General features: G+C 54.3%; 15 protein-coding genes. 11 read left to right on the forward strand and 4 right to left on the reverse strand.

What is annotated here, in order from left to right:
• Positions 1-63 precede the first annotated feature (63 nt).
• The 4 genes from X474_RS20150 to fusA form a co-directional block, all read right to left on the reverse strand.
• Positions 64-393 (reverse strand): L,D-transpeptidase family protein, encoded by a 330-nt coding sequence (locus X474_RS20150; protein WP_331456632.1) that lies wholly within the window; start codon positions 391-393, stop codon positions 64-66.
• A 495-nt stretch (positions 394-888) separates the two neighbouring features.
• Entirely contained in the window at positions 889-1,728 is an 840-nt protein-coding gene (locus tag X474_RS20155; protein ID WP_052515448.1) for a class I SAM-dependent methyltransferase, read from the reverse strand.
• A 151-nt stretch (positions 1,729-1,879) separates the two neighbouring features.
• Complete coding sequence (locus tag X474_RS20160; protein WP_231688358.1) at positions 1,880-2,353, reverse strand: MogA/MoaB family molybdenum cofactor biosynthesis protein; 474 nt, start codon at positions 2,351-2,353, stop codon at positions 1,880-1,882.
• A 16-nt stretch (positions 2,354-2,369) separates the two neighbouring features.
• Positions 2,370-4,457, reverse strand: a complete 2,088-nt coding sequence (fusA, locus tag X474_RS20165; protein ID WP_044351573.1) for an elongation factor G — start codon at positions 4,455-4,457, stop codon at positions 2,370-2,372.
• A gap of 625 nt (positions 4,458-5,082) precedes the next feature.
• Between fusA and X474_RS20170 the strand changes: the two genes are divergently transcribed.
• The 11 genes from X474_RS20170 to lysA all read left to right on the forward strand — a co-directional run bounded on the left by X474_RS20170 (position 5,083) and on the right by lysA (position 17,624).
• Entirely contained in the window at positions 5,083-5,769 is a 687-nt protein-coding gene (locus X474_RS20170) for a PEP-CTERM sorting domain-containing protein (RefSeq protein ID WP_044351574.1), read from the forward strand.
• A 194-nt stretch (positions 5,770-5,963) separates the two neighbouring features.
• Positions 5,964-6,944: a tyrosine recombinase XerC gene (locus tag X474_RS20175; protein WP_044351576.1), complete on the forward strand. Its 981-nt coding sequence runs from the start codon at positions 5,964-5,966 to the stop codon at positions 6,942-6,944.
• Positions 6,945-6,986: 42 nt separating this feature from the next.
• The gene (gene hslV / locus X474_RS20180) at positions 6,987-7,565 is read left to right on the forward strand and encodes an ATP-dependent protease subunit HslV (RefSeq protein ID WP_044351578.1); all 579 of its coding nucleotides are present in this window, start codon (positions 6,987-6,989) and stop codon (positions 7,563-7,565) included.
• Between the two features lie 52 nt (positions 7,566-7,617).
• Positions 7,618-8,985, forward strand: coding sequence for an ATP-dependent protease ATPase subunit HslU (gene hslU / locus X474_RS20185; protein WP_044351580.1), 1,368 nt, complete (start codon positions 7,618-7,620; stop codon positions 8,983-8,985).
• Positions 8,986-9,103: 118 nt separating this feature from the next.
• The gene (argB, locus tag X474_RS20190; protein WP_044351581.1) at positions 9,104-9,988 is read left to right on the forward strand and encodes an acetylglutamate kinase; all 885 of its coding nucleotides are present in this window, start codon (positions 9,104-9,106) and stop codon (positions 9,986-9,988) included.
• A 6-nt stretch (positions 9,989-9,994) separates the two neighbouring features.
• A complete protein-coding gene (locus tag X474_RS20195) occupies positions 9,995-11,203 on the forward strand; it encodes an aspartate aminotransferase family protein (RefSeq protein ID WP_082464530.1) in 1,209 nt (402 codons plus the stop codon).
• Positions 11,204-11,214: 11 nt separating this feature from the next.
• Positions 11,215-12,135, forward strand: coding sequence for an ornithine carbamoyltransferase (gene argF / locus X474_RS20200; RefSeq protein ID WP_044351582.1), 921 nt, complete (start codon positions 11,215-11,217; stop codon positions 12,133-12,135).
• A 143-nt stretch (positions 12,136-12,278) separates the two neighbouring features.
• On the forward strand, positions 12,279-13,493 hold the full coding sequence (locus X474_RS20205) for an argininosuccinate synthase (RefSeq protein WP_044351699.1): 1,215 nt from the start codon (positions 12,279-12,281) through the stop codon (positions 13,491-13,493).
• A 180-nt stretch (positions 13,494-13,673) separates the two neighbouring features.
• Positions 13,674-15,071: an argininosuccinate lyase gene (gene argH / locus X474_RS20210; RefSeq protein ID WP_231688359.1), complete on the forward strand. Its 1,398-nt coding sequence runs from the start codon at positions 13,674-13,676 to the stop codon at positions 15,069-15,071.
• Entirely contained in the window at positions 15,059-16,114 is a 1,056-nt protein-coding gene (locus X474_RS20215) for a fibronectin type III domain-containing protein (RefSeq protein ID WP_044351583.1), read from the forward strand. Before argH ends, X474_RS20215 begins: the two co-directional genes overlap by 13 nt.
• A 250-nt stretch (positions 16,115-16,364) precedes the next feature.
• A complete protein-coding gene (lysA, locus tag X474_RS20220) occupies positions 16,365-17,624 on the forward strand; it encodes a diaminopimelate decarboxylase (protein WP_044351585.1) in 1,260 nt (419 codons plus the stop codon).
• The last annotated feature ends 7 nt before the right edge of the window (positions 17,625-17,631 follow it).

The raw sequence follows: 17,631 nt of genomic DNA on the forward strand, positions 1-17,631 counted from the left end.
AAAAATATCTTACGTTATCCATCCATTTCAGGGTTGGTAAGAGCAATGCAGCCTGTGGTCCAGTCATAAAGGGTGTGTAAGCCTTTCAGCCAACTGTATTTGGGCGGGCAGCCCATGCACCATGATGCCTTTACCAAGGGGCTTGATGCCATGGGCCTTGGCATAGGCGTACTCCGTGGCCAGCGGGTGGGACACCGGCATGGATTTATAATACTTGCCGCTGGCCCGGCAGGGGCCAAGGCGGTATATGCCCTCGGGAGTTTTTTGGTCTCCCTGCCGATGCTTGGCCCCCACCGGTTCTATGCCCAAAGCAGCCCGGTGGGTTTTCAGGGCCTGGCCCTTGGATCGCAGGTGAGACGGCGGGCGGATTTTTTCACCAACACCCGGTCGCAGGACAGATCATCGGCCCAGGCGGTGTCAGGGCCATATACTTGGAAAACCCATACTAAGGCTGCTAAAATTCCCACCAATAGTATAAATTGAAACAGCCTTTTAAAGATGAATAGCACCTGGCTTAACGGTCAGTAAATATAGGTGTGTTTAACTCGACCGATCTGCCTCAACGGCTAGTGACGCTATTTATTGCCTGCCTCACTGTTCCCTTGACCCTATTAATCTTTTCAAGATAACCCTATAGGTAGATTACCGTCTCTTATTAAAGGCGAAAAATTCTTTTATGTCATTGCTGTACAAGGTCAAGAGAGTGTCTGATGGACTTCGAGACAGAAATTTGAATTGCTCCAACGCCGTGGTTAAAAACGGGAAGACTCAAATGGATAAACCTATATCCTGATTTAGAAAACAAAAATAAATGGGTGCAAAAGTCTTTATAGAATAATCCATGTAACCCGATTAAAATTACCTTGGTGGTAATAAAACCGCAAAAAATCAATTATCTTTTTTGATAAGGTTTACGTAGATTAAAAAGGGCAGCTTGCTGTCTAAAAATTTATGTAACCTTCTGGGCAATTTAAAAGGAAAAGCCCTTGCCGGGAAGAAATGATAATAGACTTCTTTTACTTGAAAATAATCTGTGAGCATCTCCATAAAATCAGATTTGGAATAGCATTTCCCAATAGGGTTGTCCTCGCCATCATACTTCCTGACAATTTCATCAATGGTGTTTGTCTGGAGCATATCCTCACGATTACGCCCTTTTAGGGCTACCCCCAAGGATCCGAGCAGAGTGGCTATTTTATTAAAAACAGCCCAGTTTCGTAAGATAAAATTTTTATAATAAACGCTTAGTGAGGCTGTGCCGCCTGGGCGCAGCACCCGGGCTATTTCGGCGATACAGGCTTCGGTGTCAGGGGTGTGATGAATGACACCTTGGCAGTTTACATGGGAAAATTTGTTTGCAGGAAACGGAAGCCGCTCCGCATTTGCATAGGTTACCTCAGCCTCCAGACCATATAACTTAAGCCTTTGCCGGGTAAGGTCTTGGGCATTTTGGGTGAGATCACCCGCAGTCACCTTTTTCGCAACGCCGCGACGCAGAAATTCAACTGTCCAAAATCCTGGGCCACAGCCTAGGTCTAAAACATTGTCCTGATTTTCAGCAGGAGGCATCATGCGCGGGTCAAGACGGCCGGCAAAACAGTCGTCAATAACTGTTCTGCGGTGGTCATAAAAGAATTCCTTTGTTCCGGGTTCGTATTTGCTTTCGCCGGTGAAAAGAGGATTATCTTCCCAGAATGTTTTTACATTTTGTAAGGTTTTGTTGCCCACTGTGTTGATTCCAACCTTATTTCTAACTGAGCGTAATAGGTTAGTAAACGAAAAATAGATACACTAATTAGGATGATATATCGTGGCGCATTATTAATGATTTCATGCCGGAACCATTAACACAGCTTGCAATAAACCATATCGATTTCAGTCATTGCCTGGCGCAGTCTCGGGTGTCGCCCTTTAGTTTGTCCAGGGCGTGGGGCAGGGCGGGGAGGATGGCATTTAAGTTTTCCTGGGCTCCCTTGGGAGAGCCGGGCAGGTTCACCACCAGGGTTTGACCGATTATGCCCGCCAGCCCTCTGGAAAGCATGGCGTGGGGTGTGTGGGCCATGCCTGCCTGGCGCATGGCTTCGGCCATTCCTGGCACGGGTCTTTCCAGCACCTGGCTGGTGGCTTCGGGGGTGACGTCCCTGGGGCTCAAACCCGTGCCGCCGGTGGTGAGAACCAGGCTCAGGTCGCCCCTTTGGGCATAGTCCAAAAGGGCGCGGGATATCTGCTCGGTCTCATCCGCCACAATATCCGTGGCAATGACCTCGATACCGGCCTGGGACAAGGTTTTTTTCAGGGCAGGGCCGGCGACATCCCGCCGCCGACCCTGTGATGCCTTGTCACTGACCGTCAATATGGCGGCCTGGTGTTTAATTGCCTGCCTCCCTGGCAGCCTGGTATTCCTCGACCAGTTTTTCCTGGACTTCGTGAGGCGCTTCCTCGTAGTGGTCCATCTCCATGGTGAAGGAGCCCCTGCCGCCGGTCATGGAGGTCAATTCCGGTTGATAGGAGAGCACTTCGCTCATGGGCACCATGGCCTGGATCACCTGCAGGCTTCCCTTGGCATCCATGCCAAGGACCTTGCCCCTTCGGGAGGAGATGTCACCCATGACATCGCCCATGTACTCGTCAGGCACGGTCACCACGAGCTTCATGACCGGTTCCAATATAGTAGGCTTGCACTCGGGGATGCCCTTTTTAAAGCCCATGGAGCCGGCCACCTTAAAGGCCATTTCAGAACTGTCGACCGGGTGGAAGGAACCGTCCACCAAGTGCACCTTGATGTCGACCATGGGGTAGCCCGCGTAGACCCCCTGGTTCATGGCTTCGTCAATACCCTTTTCCACGGCCGGGATATAGTTCCTGGGAATGGCGCCGCCGACGATTTCGTCGAGGAACACATAGCCTTCGCCCTCACCGGCAGGTTCAATCACCAGCCAGGTGTCACCGAACTGGCCGCGGCCGCCGGTCTGCTTTTTATAACGGCCCTGGATCCTGGTGGAGCCTTTAATCGTCTCGCGATAGGGCACTTTGGGTTTGTTCAGTTGAACCTCCACTCCGAATTTACGCTTCAGGCGCTCCAGAGTGGTTTCAATATGCACACTGCCCATGCCGGAGAGAATGGCCTCGCCGGTCTGGGGATCCCTGCCGAGGCGCAAGGAGGGGTCTTCTTCCAGCAGGCGGTTGATGCCTGCAAAGACTTTTTCCTCGTCGCCTTTTTCCTTGGGCTCAATAGCGTAGTTGATAACTGCGGGCAGGGGTTCGACCACGGGGAACTGAATCGGGTCTTTTTCATCGGCCAGGGTGTCGCCGGCTTTGGTCTCCTTGAGTTTGGGAATGGCGACAATGCTGCCCGGTCCGGCCTCGCTGACTGTCTTCTGGTTCTTGCCGGTCATTTCAAGAAGCTGGTTGAACTTCTCTGTGGCGTCCCGGTTGATGTTTTTGGGCTGGGAGCCTGTGGTCAGGGTGCCGCTGAAAACACGGACCATGGAGAGCTGGCCGGCAAAGGCGTCGACCACGTTTTTAAAGACCAGAGCGGCCAAAGGCCCTTCCGGATCGGCTTCGCGGGTTATCTCGTCTTCAGTGTCGGGTTTCACGCCTACGATGGGTTTGGCATCCAAGGGGGAAGGCAAAAGGCTGTTGATCAGGTTCATCACCGGTTGAATGGCCATGTTCTGATAAGCGCTGACAGGCACTACCGGCACAAAAAGTTGTTCCTTGACTCCCTTGGCCAGACCGGCGGCCAGATCATCGGCAGAGAGTTCTTCGCCTTCTAAGTAGCGCTCCATGAGGGAGTCTTCCGCTTCGGTGATATCCTCGATCAAGACTTCGCGGGCTTCTTCCACCTGGTCAGCCAAATCGGCCGGCACATCGGCTTTGGTCATTTTGCCGGACCCATCGGGCTCGTACATATAGGCCTGGTTGGCCAGAAGATCCACAATGCCTTTGAAATCCGGGCCTTCGCCGATGGGCATGGCCAAGCTCACGGCCTTGGTTTCGAGCATTTCGGCGATGGAGCCCAGCGCGGTTTCATAGCTGGCCCGTTCACGGTCCATTTTATTGACTACGATAAGGGTGGGCAGAGCTTCTTTTTTGACAAATTGCCAAACCTTTTCGCCCTGGACCTTGACACCGTCAATGGCGTCTGCCAACATGACCACTCCGTCCACGGCCTTGAGAGCTGCGGCCGCGTCTGAGAGGAAGTTGTCGTCACCGGGCGTATCAATAAAATGGATCTGGTGCTTTTTATGGGTATAGTGGCCAAATGAGGCGCTTATGCTGCCGCCACGCTTGGTTTCTTCAGGCTCGAAGTCCATGGTGGCGTTGCCCTCATCCACCTTGCCTAGACGATCAATGGCCTTGCTGTTGAAAAGAAGGGCTTCGGCAAAAGAAGTCTTTCCTGCCCCACCATGGCCCACCAAAGCGATGGTCCGGTTCAGGTTAATGTCTTGGCTCATACTGACTCCTAGCTACTGAAGAAATGAAGATTGAGTGTATTCATTTTTAAATCAAGGTGAAAACCTAACCAAGCACAGGCTTCAAGTCAAGCCTAAAAAGCAGCAAAACCCGGCTGAAAATCCGCTTGCTTATCTTTCCGGAAACCTTCCCCTTCCGTCTGTTTGCGCTTTTTAGCTCATGAATCCTGTAATCTGAATAATTTATTTAACCCTTTGGGTTGATAATTTTTTTGATACCGTATAACTGTTTGAATACTTAATAAAATTCATAATAAATCCGGGTTTGGTTGTTTTTTGATCACTGCCGCCACTATCTCCCGGTCGGTTCGGCCTTGGCCTGTAGGAACAAGTTTGTAGATATTCATTTCCTTTACATGGGGCGCTAAAAAAAGATCCGGGATTGATTGGTTTTATGTCGAATATGATTAAGATCTGCTTCCAGGGTTGCATTTTAGGAAATATTCTCTAATATAATATACTCACGAATAATACCTAAAGTGTGAGCACAGCCACGAGCAGTTAAGACAATTTCAGTAGGATGAATCTTCAATATAGGGACAACCCGCCGCGAAGATCGCCTGTATTGCTACTCGGCCGCAAGTTGTACTCTAGTGAGGTGAAAAAGATGCGTAAGATATTTTTGGCATTGCTGGGAGTTCTGCTTTTGACAACCCCGGCCCTGGCCGACAACATCAACATCCTTAACTATGAAAACGCCGGATCCTATGGTGTAATCTACAGAGGGCACTACAAAACGGCATACCTTGGCCAGTTTAACGCCGCCCTTGACGATGGGTCCGAATATATAGGCTACTGTGTGGACCTGCCCCAGAACGCTCATTTCGGCACGGCCGACTATGACATGCTGGCGTCCGACCGGTTCAGCCAAAGGCAGAGAGAGGCAGCCTGGCTCATGCATGAATATGATCCGGATTTGGGAAACGCCTACGACCCCAACTACGGTCGGCATGACACCATGGCCGCTCTGCAGCTCGCTATCTGGGAAGTGATCTATGACGAGAATCATTCCCTTTATGACGGCACTTTCAAGCTTTCCAATAATGGGAGCTGGTACATCCGCAATCTGGCCAACGCTTTTTTAAGCGCCATTCCCCGGGATGTGAATCTCGCTTCCATAGACTATTCCGTCATAGGGCAGCATAGTCGCTACCAGGATGTCCTTTTAGGCGGCGTGGGTTCCCCCACTCCTCCCTCCGCCACTCCTGAACCCGCCACCGCCCTTTTGCTTGCTTCCTCCATGGGTGTTCTCGCCTGGAACCGACGACGCAAAATCAAAAACACCCGGGCATAAGCTCAGATCCCAAAGACGCAAGCGGGCCAGCTCTTGGGGCTGGCCCGCTTTTTTTATGGTTGATTCTAAGGGCCCAAAGGTTAAGATATCAATTTTCACCCTTTGCCTTTTGTAATTCATCCATGCAAAGGGTTAAATGGCCTTATTAAGCGTGATGAAACAATTCACGCTTTCGGGCTGTCCTTAGGGGGCGCGTGGTAAAAGATGTGCTGAAATTCGAGGAACATTTGGCCCAGGCCAGGGGGCTCGCCCAAAATACAGTGGCCGCCTATACCAGGGATCTGCGCCAATTCGCCTTGTTTTTGCAGCAAAGAAGAGGCCTTCAAACCTGGGAATCGGTTGAGCTTGCTCATGTAAGGTTCTATATGGCGGGGCTCATGAAGACCTCCAAGCGCTCGACCGTGGCCCGCAAGCTGAACAGCATTAAAAGTTTCTTTGAATTCATGTGTCGGCAGGGACGTATACCTGCCAACCCCGCGGCCCTGGTCCGCAGCCCCAAGCAAGAGCGGCCCCTGCCGACCAGGCTGAGTGTGGACGAGGCCTTTCACCTGGTGGAGTCCGAACCGAAACGGACCGGACGCAAGCCCTATGCGGGCCAGGCCAGACAAGAGGCCAGAGATGCCAGGGATAAAGCCATGCTGGAACTTTTATATTCCAGCGGCCTCAGGGTTAGCGAGCTGGTCGGCCTGGATATAGAGCATATCAGGCTGGATCTGGACCTGGTCCAGGTGGAGCATGGCAAGGGGGATCACTCCCGTTTGGTTCCACTGGGTGAAAAGGCTGCCTTGGCCCTAAAGGCCTACATGGGAAAAAGAGCCGAGCTGTTGCCGAAAGAGGCGGGTGCGGAACCAGCCTTGTTTCTCAACACGAGAGGAGGCAGGCTTACTACCCGCAGTGTGCAGCGCATGTTGGATGAGCATTTAAAAGGCATGACCATGCCAAGAAAAATCGGTCCCCACGCATTGCGTCACGCCATGGCAACCCATATGTTGGAAGCAGGCGCCGACCTCAGGAGTGTGCAGGAAATTTTGGGGCACAAGAGCCTTAGCACCACTCAGAAATACACTCATTTGACCGTGGACCATCTGCTTAAGGTGTATGACAAGGCCCACCCCAGGGCGGTAAAGCCTGCGGATGACTCCGAACCCGGAGATTCCGGGTCTGAACAAAAATAAAAAGGCCTTTGGGAAAGAGGCTTAAACGAGGTGTTTTTAGATATGAATTGCGGTAAGTTGGAATACCGGGGACATGGACAGCCGGGCGGGCCTGTGGTTCGTTCCACCACAGTACTAGCCTTAAGGCATCAGGGTAAAGTCATAATGGCCTCGGACGGCCAGGTCACCATGGGCAACACTGTGGTCAAGGCCGGAGCGCGCAAGGTGCGCAAGCTGCATAACGACCAGGTTTTGGCTGGTTTTGCCGGAGCCACGGCAGACGCCTTCACCCTTTTTGAGCGTCTGGAAGGCAAACTTCAATCCATCTCCGGCAACCTTCCCAGGGCTGCGGTGGAGCTGGCCAAGGATTGGCGCACGGACAAGCATCTACGTCGCCTTGAGGCCCTGCTCTTGGCCGCTGACAAGGATCATCTTTTAATGATATCCGGCTCCGGCGATGTTATTGAACCGGAAAAAGGCGTGGCCGCAATCGGCTCCGGCGGGCCCTATGCCTTGAGCGCGGCCAGGGCGCTGATGGAACACACCGAAACCGAGGCCAGGTCCATTGTTAATATAGCCATGGGCATAGCCGCCGATATCTGCATATATACCAACCACAGCCTGTTTGTGGAAGAAATCTGATCACTATCCCTTTGAGAAACCGTTTACTCAAAGGGCAGGGAATAAAAAATTAATGGCCACCCTTACACCAAAACAGATCGTTTCCGAACTGGATAAATACGTAATCGGCCAGCATGACGCAAAGCGCTGCGTGGCTATTGCCTTGCGCAACCGCTGGCGCAGGCGCCAGGTGCCTGAACCTCTGCAAGAGGAGATAGCGCCCAAAAACATCATAATGATAGGCCCCACCGGAGTCGGTAAGACCGAGTTGGCCAGACGCCTGGCCAAGTTGGCCGACTCTCCCTTCACAAAGGTGGAGGCCAGCAAATTCACTGAAGTCGGTTATGTGGGCCGGGACGTGGAATCCATGGTCAGGGATCTGACCGAACTGGCCGTGAACATGGTCAAGGAAAAAGAGCGGGAGACCGTGCGCCAAAAGGCCCGGGAGGTGGCCGAGGAGCGGCTTTTGGATATCCTCTTGCCTCCCAGGCAGCCCGACGACCGCCAGACCGAGCAGGATCAGCAACATCTGGAGGTGGTGCGCAAGGACGAAGATGTGAACCCCACCAGAAGTAAATTGCGCAGGCTTTTGCGCGAAGGCAAGATGGACGAACGCTATATTGATCTCGAGGTCAATTCCCAGTCCAGCATGCCGATGGTGGAGATCTTCAGCGCAGGCGGTATGGAAGAGCTGGACATGAATTTAAAGGACATGCTCAGCGGGCTGATGCCGCCCAAAACCAAACGCCGCAAGGTCAAGGTCAAGGAGGCTTTGGAACTTCTCACCAATGAGGAGGCAGGCAAGCTGATAGACATGGACCGGGTGGTCAAGGAGGCTGTGGCCAAGGTGGAGCAGGAAGGCATCATCTTCCTGGACGAGATCGACAAGATCGCGGGCAGGGAACACGGCATGGGCCCGGATGTGAGCAGGGAAGGCGTGCAGAGGGATCTCTTGCCCCTGGTGGAAGGCTCCACAGTCACCACCAAGCACGGCATGGTCAGGACAGACCATATCCTGTTTATTGCCGCGGGTGCGTTCCACATGTCCAAGCCCTCGGACCTGGTGCCTGAGATGCAGGGCCGCTTCCCCATCAGGGTGGAGCTCAAGGCCCTCACGGCAGATGATTTTGTACGCATCTTAACCGAGCCTGAGAACGCGCTCATAACTCAGTACAAGGCGCTTCTGTCCACCGAAGGTGTTGAACTGACATTTAAGGATGATGCTATAAGGGCCATTGCCGAGATGGCCAGCCAGGTGAATGTGGCCACCGAAAACATAGGCGCGCGCAGGCTGCATACGGTAATGGAACGCCTTTTGGAAGATATCTCTTTTGACGCACCGGACAGCCGGGAAAAAGAGCTGGTTATAACCGCCGAGTATGTGCGGGAAAAACTCTCCAAGATCAGTCAGGATAATGACCTGACCAGATATATTCTCTGATAGCCGGTTGTTTTGCAGGCGGTTTTATTTAAAAAAACTGTCTGCAGATATAGCGCCCATTCAAGAACAAGGTGAGGCGCTCATCTAAAAACTTTGAGCAGCAAGAGGGCGTATTTTTATGGAAAACCAGTCTGATCTGAGGGCCCGCACCTTAATGGAGGCGCTGCCTTACATCCGGCGTTTTGCCGGACAGACCATTGTGGTCAAATACGGCGGACACGCCATGGTGGATGAGGAGCTTAAAGAGAGTTTTGCCTTAAACCTCATCCTCTTGCGAACCGTGGGTATATACCCGGTTGTGGTCCATGGCGGCGGACCCCAGATTGGCAATTTGCTGAAACGCCTTGATATAGAATCAGAGTTTGTGGACGGCATGCGGGTGACCAGCCCGGAGGTCATGGACGTGGTGAAGATGGTGCTTATCGGAGAGGTGAACACCTCCATTGTGGCCATGCTCAATCAACACGGCGGCAATGCGGTGGGGCTCTCCGGCCACAGCGCCGGTCTGGTTCAGGCCGAGAAGCTCAAACTCACCAAAAGAGTCAAAGATGGTCAGCCGCCGGAGATCGTGGATCTGGGGCTGGTCGGAAAGCCGATGACGGTGAATCCCCAGGTTTTGCAGACCCTTGAGCACGGCAAGTTTATTCCAGTGATCGCGCCGGTGGGCCAGGGCCCGGATGGGGAATCCCTAAACATCAACGCGGATCTGGTGGCCAGCGCCCTGGCCAGTGGTCTACGGGCGCAAAAGCTGGTTCTTTTAACCGACACGCCGGGCGTGATGGGTGACAAGCAGAATCTCATATCTGAGATGACCAAGGTGCAAGCCCGGGAACTCATGGATAAACAAACTGTTACAGGCGGCATGATTCCAAAGCTGAACTGTTGTCTGGATGCCCTGGACCATGGGGTGGCGAGCGCTCACATAATAGACGGCAGGGCAAAAAACGCCTTGCTTCTGGAGTTGTTTACCGACCAGGGCGTGGGAACCATTTTGAAAGGATAGTGTGTTATGAGCCTCACGGAAATGCAGAAGATAGACCGGTACGTAATGGGCACTTACAAGCGCAGCCAGGTCATGTTCCTGCGAGGCCGAGGATGCACACTTTTTGATGATCAGGGCAATGAATATCTGGATCTTCTGGCCGGCATAGCCGTTTGCAACCTGGGGCACGCCCATCCGGCCGTGACCAAGGCCGTATGCGACCAGGCCCTTTCCTTGACTCATGTTTCCAATCTTTTCTACACCGAGCCTCAGGCTGTGGTGGCAGAGCTTCTGGTTGAAAATTCCTTTGCAGACCAGGTTTTTTTCTGCAATTCAGGGGCCGAGGCCAATGAAGGGGCCTTAAAACTGGCCCGGCTTTGGGGTAAGGAAAAGTTAAACGGCGCCTTTGGGGTGATCAGCATGGAGCGCTCTTTTCACGGGCGCACCTTTGCCGCTCTTTCGGCCACGGGCCAGGAGATGATTCAAAAGGGCTACGACCCCCTGGCTCCGGTCTTCAGCCATGTTCCGTTCGGTGATTTCGAGGTCCTGCAAAAACAATGGGACGAAAATACCTGCGCGGTCATGATGGAGCCCGTTCAGGGAGAGGGCGGCGTGGTTCCGGCTGAAAAAGAGTATCTTGAGAAGGTGAGAAAGCTGTGCGACGAAAAGGGCGCACTTTTGATCTTTGACGAGGTGCAGACCGGCCTGGGCCGGACGGGCAAGCTATTTGCCTATGAGCATTTCGGCATTACGCCGGATATCATGACCTTGGCCAAGGCCTTAGCCAACGGCCTGCCCGCAGGCGCGGTGTTGGCCAAAAAGGAAGCAGCCGATCTGTTTGGCCCCGGAACCCACGGCACCACCTTTGGGGCGGGCCCCATTGTCATGGCTGCGGCCCGCGAGGTGATGCAGGTTCTGACCGAGCCGGGCTTCATGGATGACGTGGCCCAAAGATCCGCCTACTTTAAGCAAAAACTGGAACAAATAGCCGCCAAACTGCCTGAGAAGGTTTTGGAGGTGAGGGGGCTGGGCTTTTTGCTGGGCCTTAAACTCAGCGGCCCGGGCGCACCCTTGGTTAAAGAATTTTTGGAAAAGGGTTTTGTGGTCAACTGCACCCAAGGAGATATTCTGCGGTTCGTGCCTCCCTTGATCATAACCAGGGAACAGATAGACGCTTTTTCTGAAGTTCTTTTGCAAACCCTGATCGGCTGGGACTCCGGCCAAGTTGAAAAGTGAGGTCGTTCACCATGAAATTAGCCACTAAACACCTTTTGACCATAAGGGAGCTGACCACCGAAGAAGTCCTGGGTCTGGTTGCCCGCGCGCTTGAATTAAAGCAGGGCTGGCCCAAGGGTTTTAAACCCAGGCCCCTGACCGACAAGGCCGTGGCCATGATTTTTGAAAAATCCTCCACCAGGACCAGGGTTTCCTTTGAGATAGGTGTCTCCCAGCTTGGCGGGCATCCCCTTTTCATGGCTTCCAGGGATATGCAGCTTGCCCGCTCCGAACCGCTTCGGGATACGGCCCGCATTTTAAGCCGCTATGCCGACGCCATGGTGGTTCGCACCTTTGGCCAGGAAGTGGTGGAAGAGCTTGCCACCCACGGAAGCGTGCCGGTGATCAACGCCCTTACCGACAAATATCACCCCTGCCAGGTGATGAGCGACCTTTTGACTGTGCATGAGAACTTAGGTGATGTAAGAAAGCCGGTGTATGCCTGGGTGGGAGACGGCAACAACATGGCCCATTCCTGGCTGGAAGCGGCGGCCCGACTGGGCTTTGAACTGCGCCTGGCCTGCCCGGAAGGCTATCTGCCCGATCCGGAGATCCTGGGGCATGCCCAGACCTCGGGCGCAAAAATTCTTCTGACCAATGATCCGGCCGAGGCCGTGGAAAAGGCGGATGTGATCTCAACCGATGTCTGGACCTCAATGGGTCAGGAAGAAGAGACCAAAAAACGACTTAAGGCCTTCAGCGGTTACTGCCTGGACCGGAAACTTCTGGAAAAGGCCAAGGCGGCGGCGATAGTCATGCACTGCCTGCCCGCTCACCGTGGTGAAGAGATCTCGGAGGAGGTGCTGGAAGGCCCCAACTCAGTGGTTTGGGACCAGGCCGAGAATCGCCTGCATATGCAAAAGGCGATTATGGAAGCCTTGATGGAGGATTAAACGGCTGTTGTTTCAGCCTGTTTAAAAGAAATTAATGCGGCCAGGGGTGGTTCCTGGCGGGTTTAATATGAAATGCCGCGTTTTCCTTATGCTGGAATATGGATGCCCCCCGGGGCGCGGCGTATTTGGTGAAGGTGATTACCATGGAAAACAAGATAGACAAGGTTGTATTGGCTTATTCCGGTGGTCTGGATACTTCGGTTATCCTTAAATGGCTCAAGGAAACTTACAACTGCGAAGTCGTGGCTTTTGCCGCGGATTTGGGCCAGGGCGAGGAATTGGATCCGGTCAGGGAAAAAGCCATGGCCACAGGCGCCTGCAAAGTCTACATCGACGACTTGCGCGAAGAGTTTGTCAAGGATTACGTGTTCCCTGCCTTCAGGGCTGGCGCCATCTATGAAACCCAGTACCTTTTGGGCACCACCCTGGCCAGGCCGCTGATCTCCAAGCGTCAGATCGAGATCGCCAGAATGGAAGGCGCTCAGGCGGTGAGCCATGGCGCCACCGGCAAGGGTAACGACCAGGTGAGGTTTGAGCTGAGCTACCAGGCCCTGGCGCCCGAGATCAAGATCATCGCCCCCTGGCGTGAGTGGGACTTGAACTCCCGCGAGGTGCTGATGGCCTATGCCGAGAAACACGGCATTCCCATTCCGGTGACCAAGGCCAAGCCTTACTCCACAGACAGAAACCTTTTGCATATTTCCTTTGAGGGCGGCGTGCTGGAAGATCCCTGGAACGAGCCTTCGGAAGACATGTTCGTAATGAGCGTGAGCCCGGAAAAGGCCCCCGACAAGCCCGAAGTCATTGTGATTGATTTTGAAAAGGGCGATCCCGTGGCCATAGACGGCGAGCCCCTGACCCCGGCGAACATGCTGGCTCGTTTGAACGAGCTCGGCGGCCGTAACGGCATCGGCCGGGTGGATATGGTGGAGAACCGCTTTGTGGGCATGAAGTCCAGAGGCGTGTACGAGACCCCGGGCGGAACCGTGCTGAGAGCCGCTCACATGGCTCTTGAGTCCATCTGCCTGGACAGGGAAGTTCACCACTTGAAAGACAGCCTCTTGCCCCAGTACAGTGAAATGCTGTATTACGGTTATTGGTTCAGCCCGGAGCGCGAGCTTTTGCAGGGCATGTTCGATGAGTCCCAGGAAAATGTCACCGGCCAGGTGAAACTGAAGCTGTACAAGGGCAGTGTCAGCGTGCTGGGCCGCAGGTCTCCTTACTCGCTTTACCGCGAGGACGTGGCCACTTTCGAGGCGGACGAGGTCTACAACCAGGCCGACGCAGCCGGGTTCATCCGTTTGAACGGCCTGAGGCTCAGGATTCGTCACGCCATGCAGGAAAAGAGCGGCAAGTAATTAAACAGGCAAGTTGCTAAAATTAAATTTTAGCAACTTGCTTATATTGCTCTCTTTTCAAGGCTGCGCGACATGGCTGGGCATCAATCACCCCCCAAAAAAAGCATTTCTTGGGGGGGTGCCCTTGGCCCGCCTGGCGGGGCGTTTGGAACATTCTGCAAGGCCAATTTAGGTGGATTTGTGACTGAACAAAATAAAAAGCAAAAACAATGGGGCGGGCGTTTCCAAGAGGAGACCCACCTCATGATGGAGCGCATAAACGCCTCCATCTCGTTTGATAAAAAGATGTGGGCCCAGGACATAAGAGGCTCCAGGGCTCACGCCTCCATGCTGGCCGGCCAGGGCATTATCAGCGCGGAAGACAACCAGGCCATTCAAAAGGGCCTTCTGCAGATAGAAAAGGAACTGGCCGCGGGCGAGATGGTGTTCACCGACTCCCTGGAGGATATCCACACCCATGTGGAGGTGAGGCTGAAGGAGATCATCGGCGAGGCGGCGGGCAGGTTGCACACCGCCCGATCCAGGAACGATCAGGTGGCCACAGACTTACGGTTGTGGGTCCTGGATGCCGGGCGCGAGCTGGATCAGGCGCTTTTGGAGTACCAAAGGGCGCTTTTTGAGCTGGCCGAGAAAAACCGCCAGGTGATAATGCCGGGTTACACCCACCTGCAAAGGGCCCAGCCGGTCTTGTTCAGTCATCATATGCTGGCTTATGTGGAGATGGCCTGGCGGGACAGGTCCCGGTTGGCCGACTGTTTGGACCGCACCTCCACCCTGCCTTTGGGCGCGGCCGCCCTGGCAGGCACCACCTTTGATGTGAACCCGGCATTGGTGGCCAAGGACCTGGGCTTCAAAGACCTGGCCCGAAATTCCCTGGACGCGGTGAGCGACCGGGATTTCAGCGCCGAGTTTCTATTTGTGCTGGGGCTTATCCAGGTGCATCTTTCCCGTCTGGCCGAGGAGCTGGTGCTCTGGTCCAGTCAGGAATTTGGGTTTGTGAGCCTCTCAGACGCCTTTGCCACCGGCAGCTCCATTATGCCCCAGAAAAAGAACCCGGACGCGGCGGAGCTGATCAGGGGGAAAACCGGCAGGGTGATGGGCAACCTGGTGGCCCTGCTTACGGTTTTAAAGGGGCTTCCCCTGGCCTATAATAAAGACCTGCAGGAAGACAAAGAGCCGGTTTTTGATTCTTTTGAAACGGTCATGGACTGTTTAAGGGTGCTTGCTCCCTTGCTCGGCAGCCTGACGGTCCGTGAAAGCCGCATGGCCGAGGCGGTAAAGGGCGGTTTTTTAAACGCAACCGAGTTGGCCGACTATCTGGCCGAAAGAGGGCTTCCCTTTAGAAAGGCCCACGAGGTTTCAGGCAAAGCGGTGCGTTTGGCCGAAAAAACCGGGCGCACACTTAATGAGATCAGCCTGGAAGAGTACCAGGGCCTGTCAGATGTGATACAAAAGGACCTGTACCCGGTATTGGAACCTAGAGAGGCTGTTAACCGTCGCACCAGTTTTGGCGGCACTGCCGGCGCCAATGTGGAGGCGGCCCTTAAGGAGGCGAAAAAGCGCTTATGGCCAAAATAGCGATGAAGTGGCTGTGCCTGGTTTCCCTGTTAGTGATGGCTGCGGGCTGCGGAATAAAGGGTCTTCCTTCTCCTTCCGCTGAAGTGGGGCCCCAACAGGTGACGAATTTAAAGGCCAGGACCATGGCCAATGGAATTCAGGTCTCCCTTGGCGTTCCCGCGGCGGACCGGCCTGCCCAAAGAGTGGTCAAGGTGCGTCTGCGCTTTGCCTACCTGCCTTTGACCGGCAACCCCAAGTGCCCCCCCTGCATACCCCGCCTGCGCAATGAGCGCGTTTTCGACTTGAGCGGAAGTGATGCCGTTTTGATGGAAGGCGGTATCTTCCAGTGGCTGGACCAGAACGCTCCGGTCGGCAAGGAAGCGGTTTACAGGGTGGTTTTAGAAGACGCCGCAGGTCGCAAAAGCGAGCCTTCCAGCCTGGCCCGGGCCCCCAGGGTCATTCTCACCGCTCCGCCCAAAGGGCTTTTTGTGAGAAGCGGAGATTCTGAAGTCCAGGTCTCCTGGCAAGGTCCTGTGGTTGATCGTGAAAAATTGGGTGATGAGGGCCTAAGCGGGTATGTGGTTTACCGCCAGGGGGCGGAAGACTCCGAGCCCAGGGCCTTGAACACCATGCCCTTGGTTGAGCCCGGCCTTCTGGACAAGAGCGTGGTGAACGGTGAAACCTACTATTACAGCGTGGCTTCGGTGAGCCGGGTTGCGGGCAGGCAGGTTCTGGGAGACCCTGGTGAAAGGGTCAAGGCAATGCCCCAGGATCTCACCGCTCCCCAGGTCCCCGCGGACTTGATGGCCGTGAATCACGCCCAGGGCGTTTTATTGCGTTTCTCCCCCAACCCCGAGCCGGATGTCAGCGGCTACCGCATCTTCCGGCAGGACAAAAAGGGCGATAAATGGCAATTGCTGAATAATGTCCTGAACAGTGAGAACACCTATCTGGACACAACGGCCAAGGCGGGTGAGACTTACACCTACCGGGTTCAGAGTGTGGACCAGGCCGGAAACTTAAGCGGTTACAGCGAAGAAGTTTCCCTTACCTTCCGACCCTGACAAAATCATGGACGGCCCGTCGAATTACGAGTATGTCTTAATACAAGTGATTCGGGACGTTTGTTAAGGCATATTTTTGCCGAACGGCGCTTGATAAGGTTCGGGAGGACTTTTAAGTAAGCTTGAAAAATCCGCGCCGTTTCCCGCTTAAAGGGAAACGGCGCGGTTAAAAATAACTATCTGCCTTGCCTGTAAGAATCTTTCACCTTTAATCCAGCGGGCGAGGTCAGTCAAAGAGGTGATCCGCAACATGCATCATTTCAACTACCGACAACAAGTATTGTATGCCGAGGATGTTGATCTAAGGGAGATCGCCGCCAAGGTCGGGACTCCCTGTTTTGTTTATTCCCAGGGCACCTTGCAAAGGCACATGAAGGCCTTTGAAGAGGCGTTCAAAGGCCTTGATCCCCTGATTTGCCTGGCGGTAAAGGCCAATACCAACCGGGCGGTGATTGCAACTTTCGCCGCCATGGGCGGTGGTGTGGATATTGTCAGCGGTGGTGAAATGTACAGATCCCTGGCCTCCGGGGTCCCCGCCGGGCGCGTAGTCTATTCCGGCGTGGGCAAAACTATCCGTGAAATGGAGATGGGCCTCGAAAAAGGCATCCTGATGTTCAATATAGAGAGCATCCAGGAGATGCATATGCTGAACCAGGTGGCGGGCAGGCTCGGCAAAAAAGCGCCCGTGAGCTTCAGGGTCAATCCGGATGTGGATGCCAAGACCCATCCCAAGATCACCACCGGCCTGGCTGTGAACAAATTCGGCCTCACCATGGAAGACGCCTTTGAGCAGTACCAGGTGGCCAAGGCCTTGCCCAACCTGGAGCTGAAAGGCGTCTCCTGCCACATCGGCAGCCAGCTCACCCAGACCAGCCCCTTTGCCGACGCCTTGAGCAGGTTGGTTGACCTGATCACCAAACTGAGGGAAAAGGGCATTCAACTTGAGCTTCTGGATCTGGGCGGCGGACTGGGCATCACCTATGACCAGGAAACCCCTCCCAAACCGGCTGAATATGCGGCCACTCTGCGCAACACCCTGGAGGAGCTCGGCATGAGGCCGGTCTTGGAGCCGGGCAGGGCGCTGGTCGGCAACGCGGGCATACTGCTGGCCGAGGTGGTGGTCACCAAAAAGACGCCGGTAAAGAATTTCGTGGTGGTGGATGCGGCCATGAACGACCTCATGCGTCCCAGTTTTTACGGCTCTTTCCACGGAGTTCAGCCGGTTCAGATCAGAAAAGATCAGGAGACCATAACTGCGGACGTGGTGGGCCCCATTTGCGAGACCGGCGATTTTCTGGCCAAGGACCGAGAGGTTCCCCGTTTTGAGCCCGGCGATCTGGTGGCCTTTATGAGTGCCGGAGCCTATGGCTATACCATGAGTTCCAATTACAATTCCCGTCCCCGGGCTGCCGAAGTCCTGGTCAGCGGCGAAAAGTGGGCAGTGGTGAAGCAAAGGGAAACCTACGAGGATCTCTGCCGGGGGGAATCCCTTCCGGACTGGATGGAGTAGCTTTTAA

Origin of the sequence: Dethiosulfatarculus sandiegensis (assembly GCF_000931935.2) — a bacterium.
GTDB lineage: Bacteria > Desulfobacterota > Desulfarculia > Desulfarculales > Desulfarculaceae > Dethiosulfatarculus > Dethiosulfatarculus sandiegensis.

Excerpts from the sequence above, each read along its gene's own strand:
- argF (WP_044351582.1), top strand. The coding sequence starts at position 11,215 with ATGAAATTAGCCACTAAACACCTTTTGACCATAAGGGAGCTGACCACC.
- lysA (WP_044351585.1), top strand. The coding sequence starts at position 16,365 with ATGCATCATTTCAACTACCGACAACAAGTATTGTATGCCGAGGATGTT.
- hslU (WP_044351580.1), top strand. The coding sequence starts at position 7,618 with ATGGCCACCCTTACACCAAAACAGATCGTTTCCGAACTGGATAAATAC.
- X474_RS20195 (WP_082464530.1), top strand. The coding sequence starts at position 9,995 with ATGAGCCTCACGGAAATGCAGAAGATAGACCGGTACGTAATGGGCACT.
- X474_RS20205 (WP_044351699.1), top strand. The coding sequence starts at position 12,279 with ATGGAAAACAAGATAGACAAGGTTGTATTGGCTTATTCCGGTGGTCTG.
- X474_RS20215 (WP_044351583.1), top strand. The coding sequence starts at position 15,059 with ATGGCCAAAATAGCGATGAAGTGGCTGTGCCTGGTTTCCCTGTTAGTG.
- hslV (WP_044351578.1), top strand. The coding sequence starts at position 6,987 with ATGAATTGCGGTAAGTTGGAATACCGGGGACATGGACAGCCGGGCGGG.
- fusA (WP_044351573.1), bottom strand. The coding sequence starts at position 4,457 with ATGAGCCAAGACATTAACCTGAACCGGACCATCGCTTTGGTGGGCCAT.
- X474_RS20170 (WP_044351574.1), top strand. The coding sequence starts at position 5,083 with ATGCGTAAGATATTTTTGGCATTGCTGGGAGTTCTGCTTTTGACAACC.
- argB (WP_044351581.1), top strand. The coding sequence starts at position 9,104 with ATGGAAAACCAGTCTGATCTGAGGGCCCGCACCTTAATGGAGGCGCTG.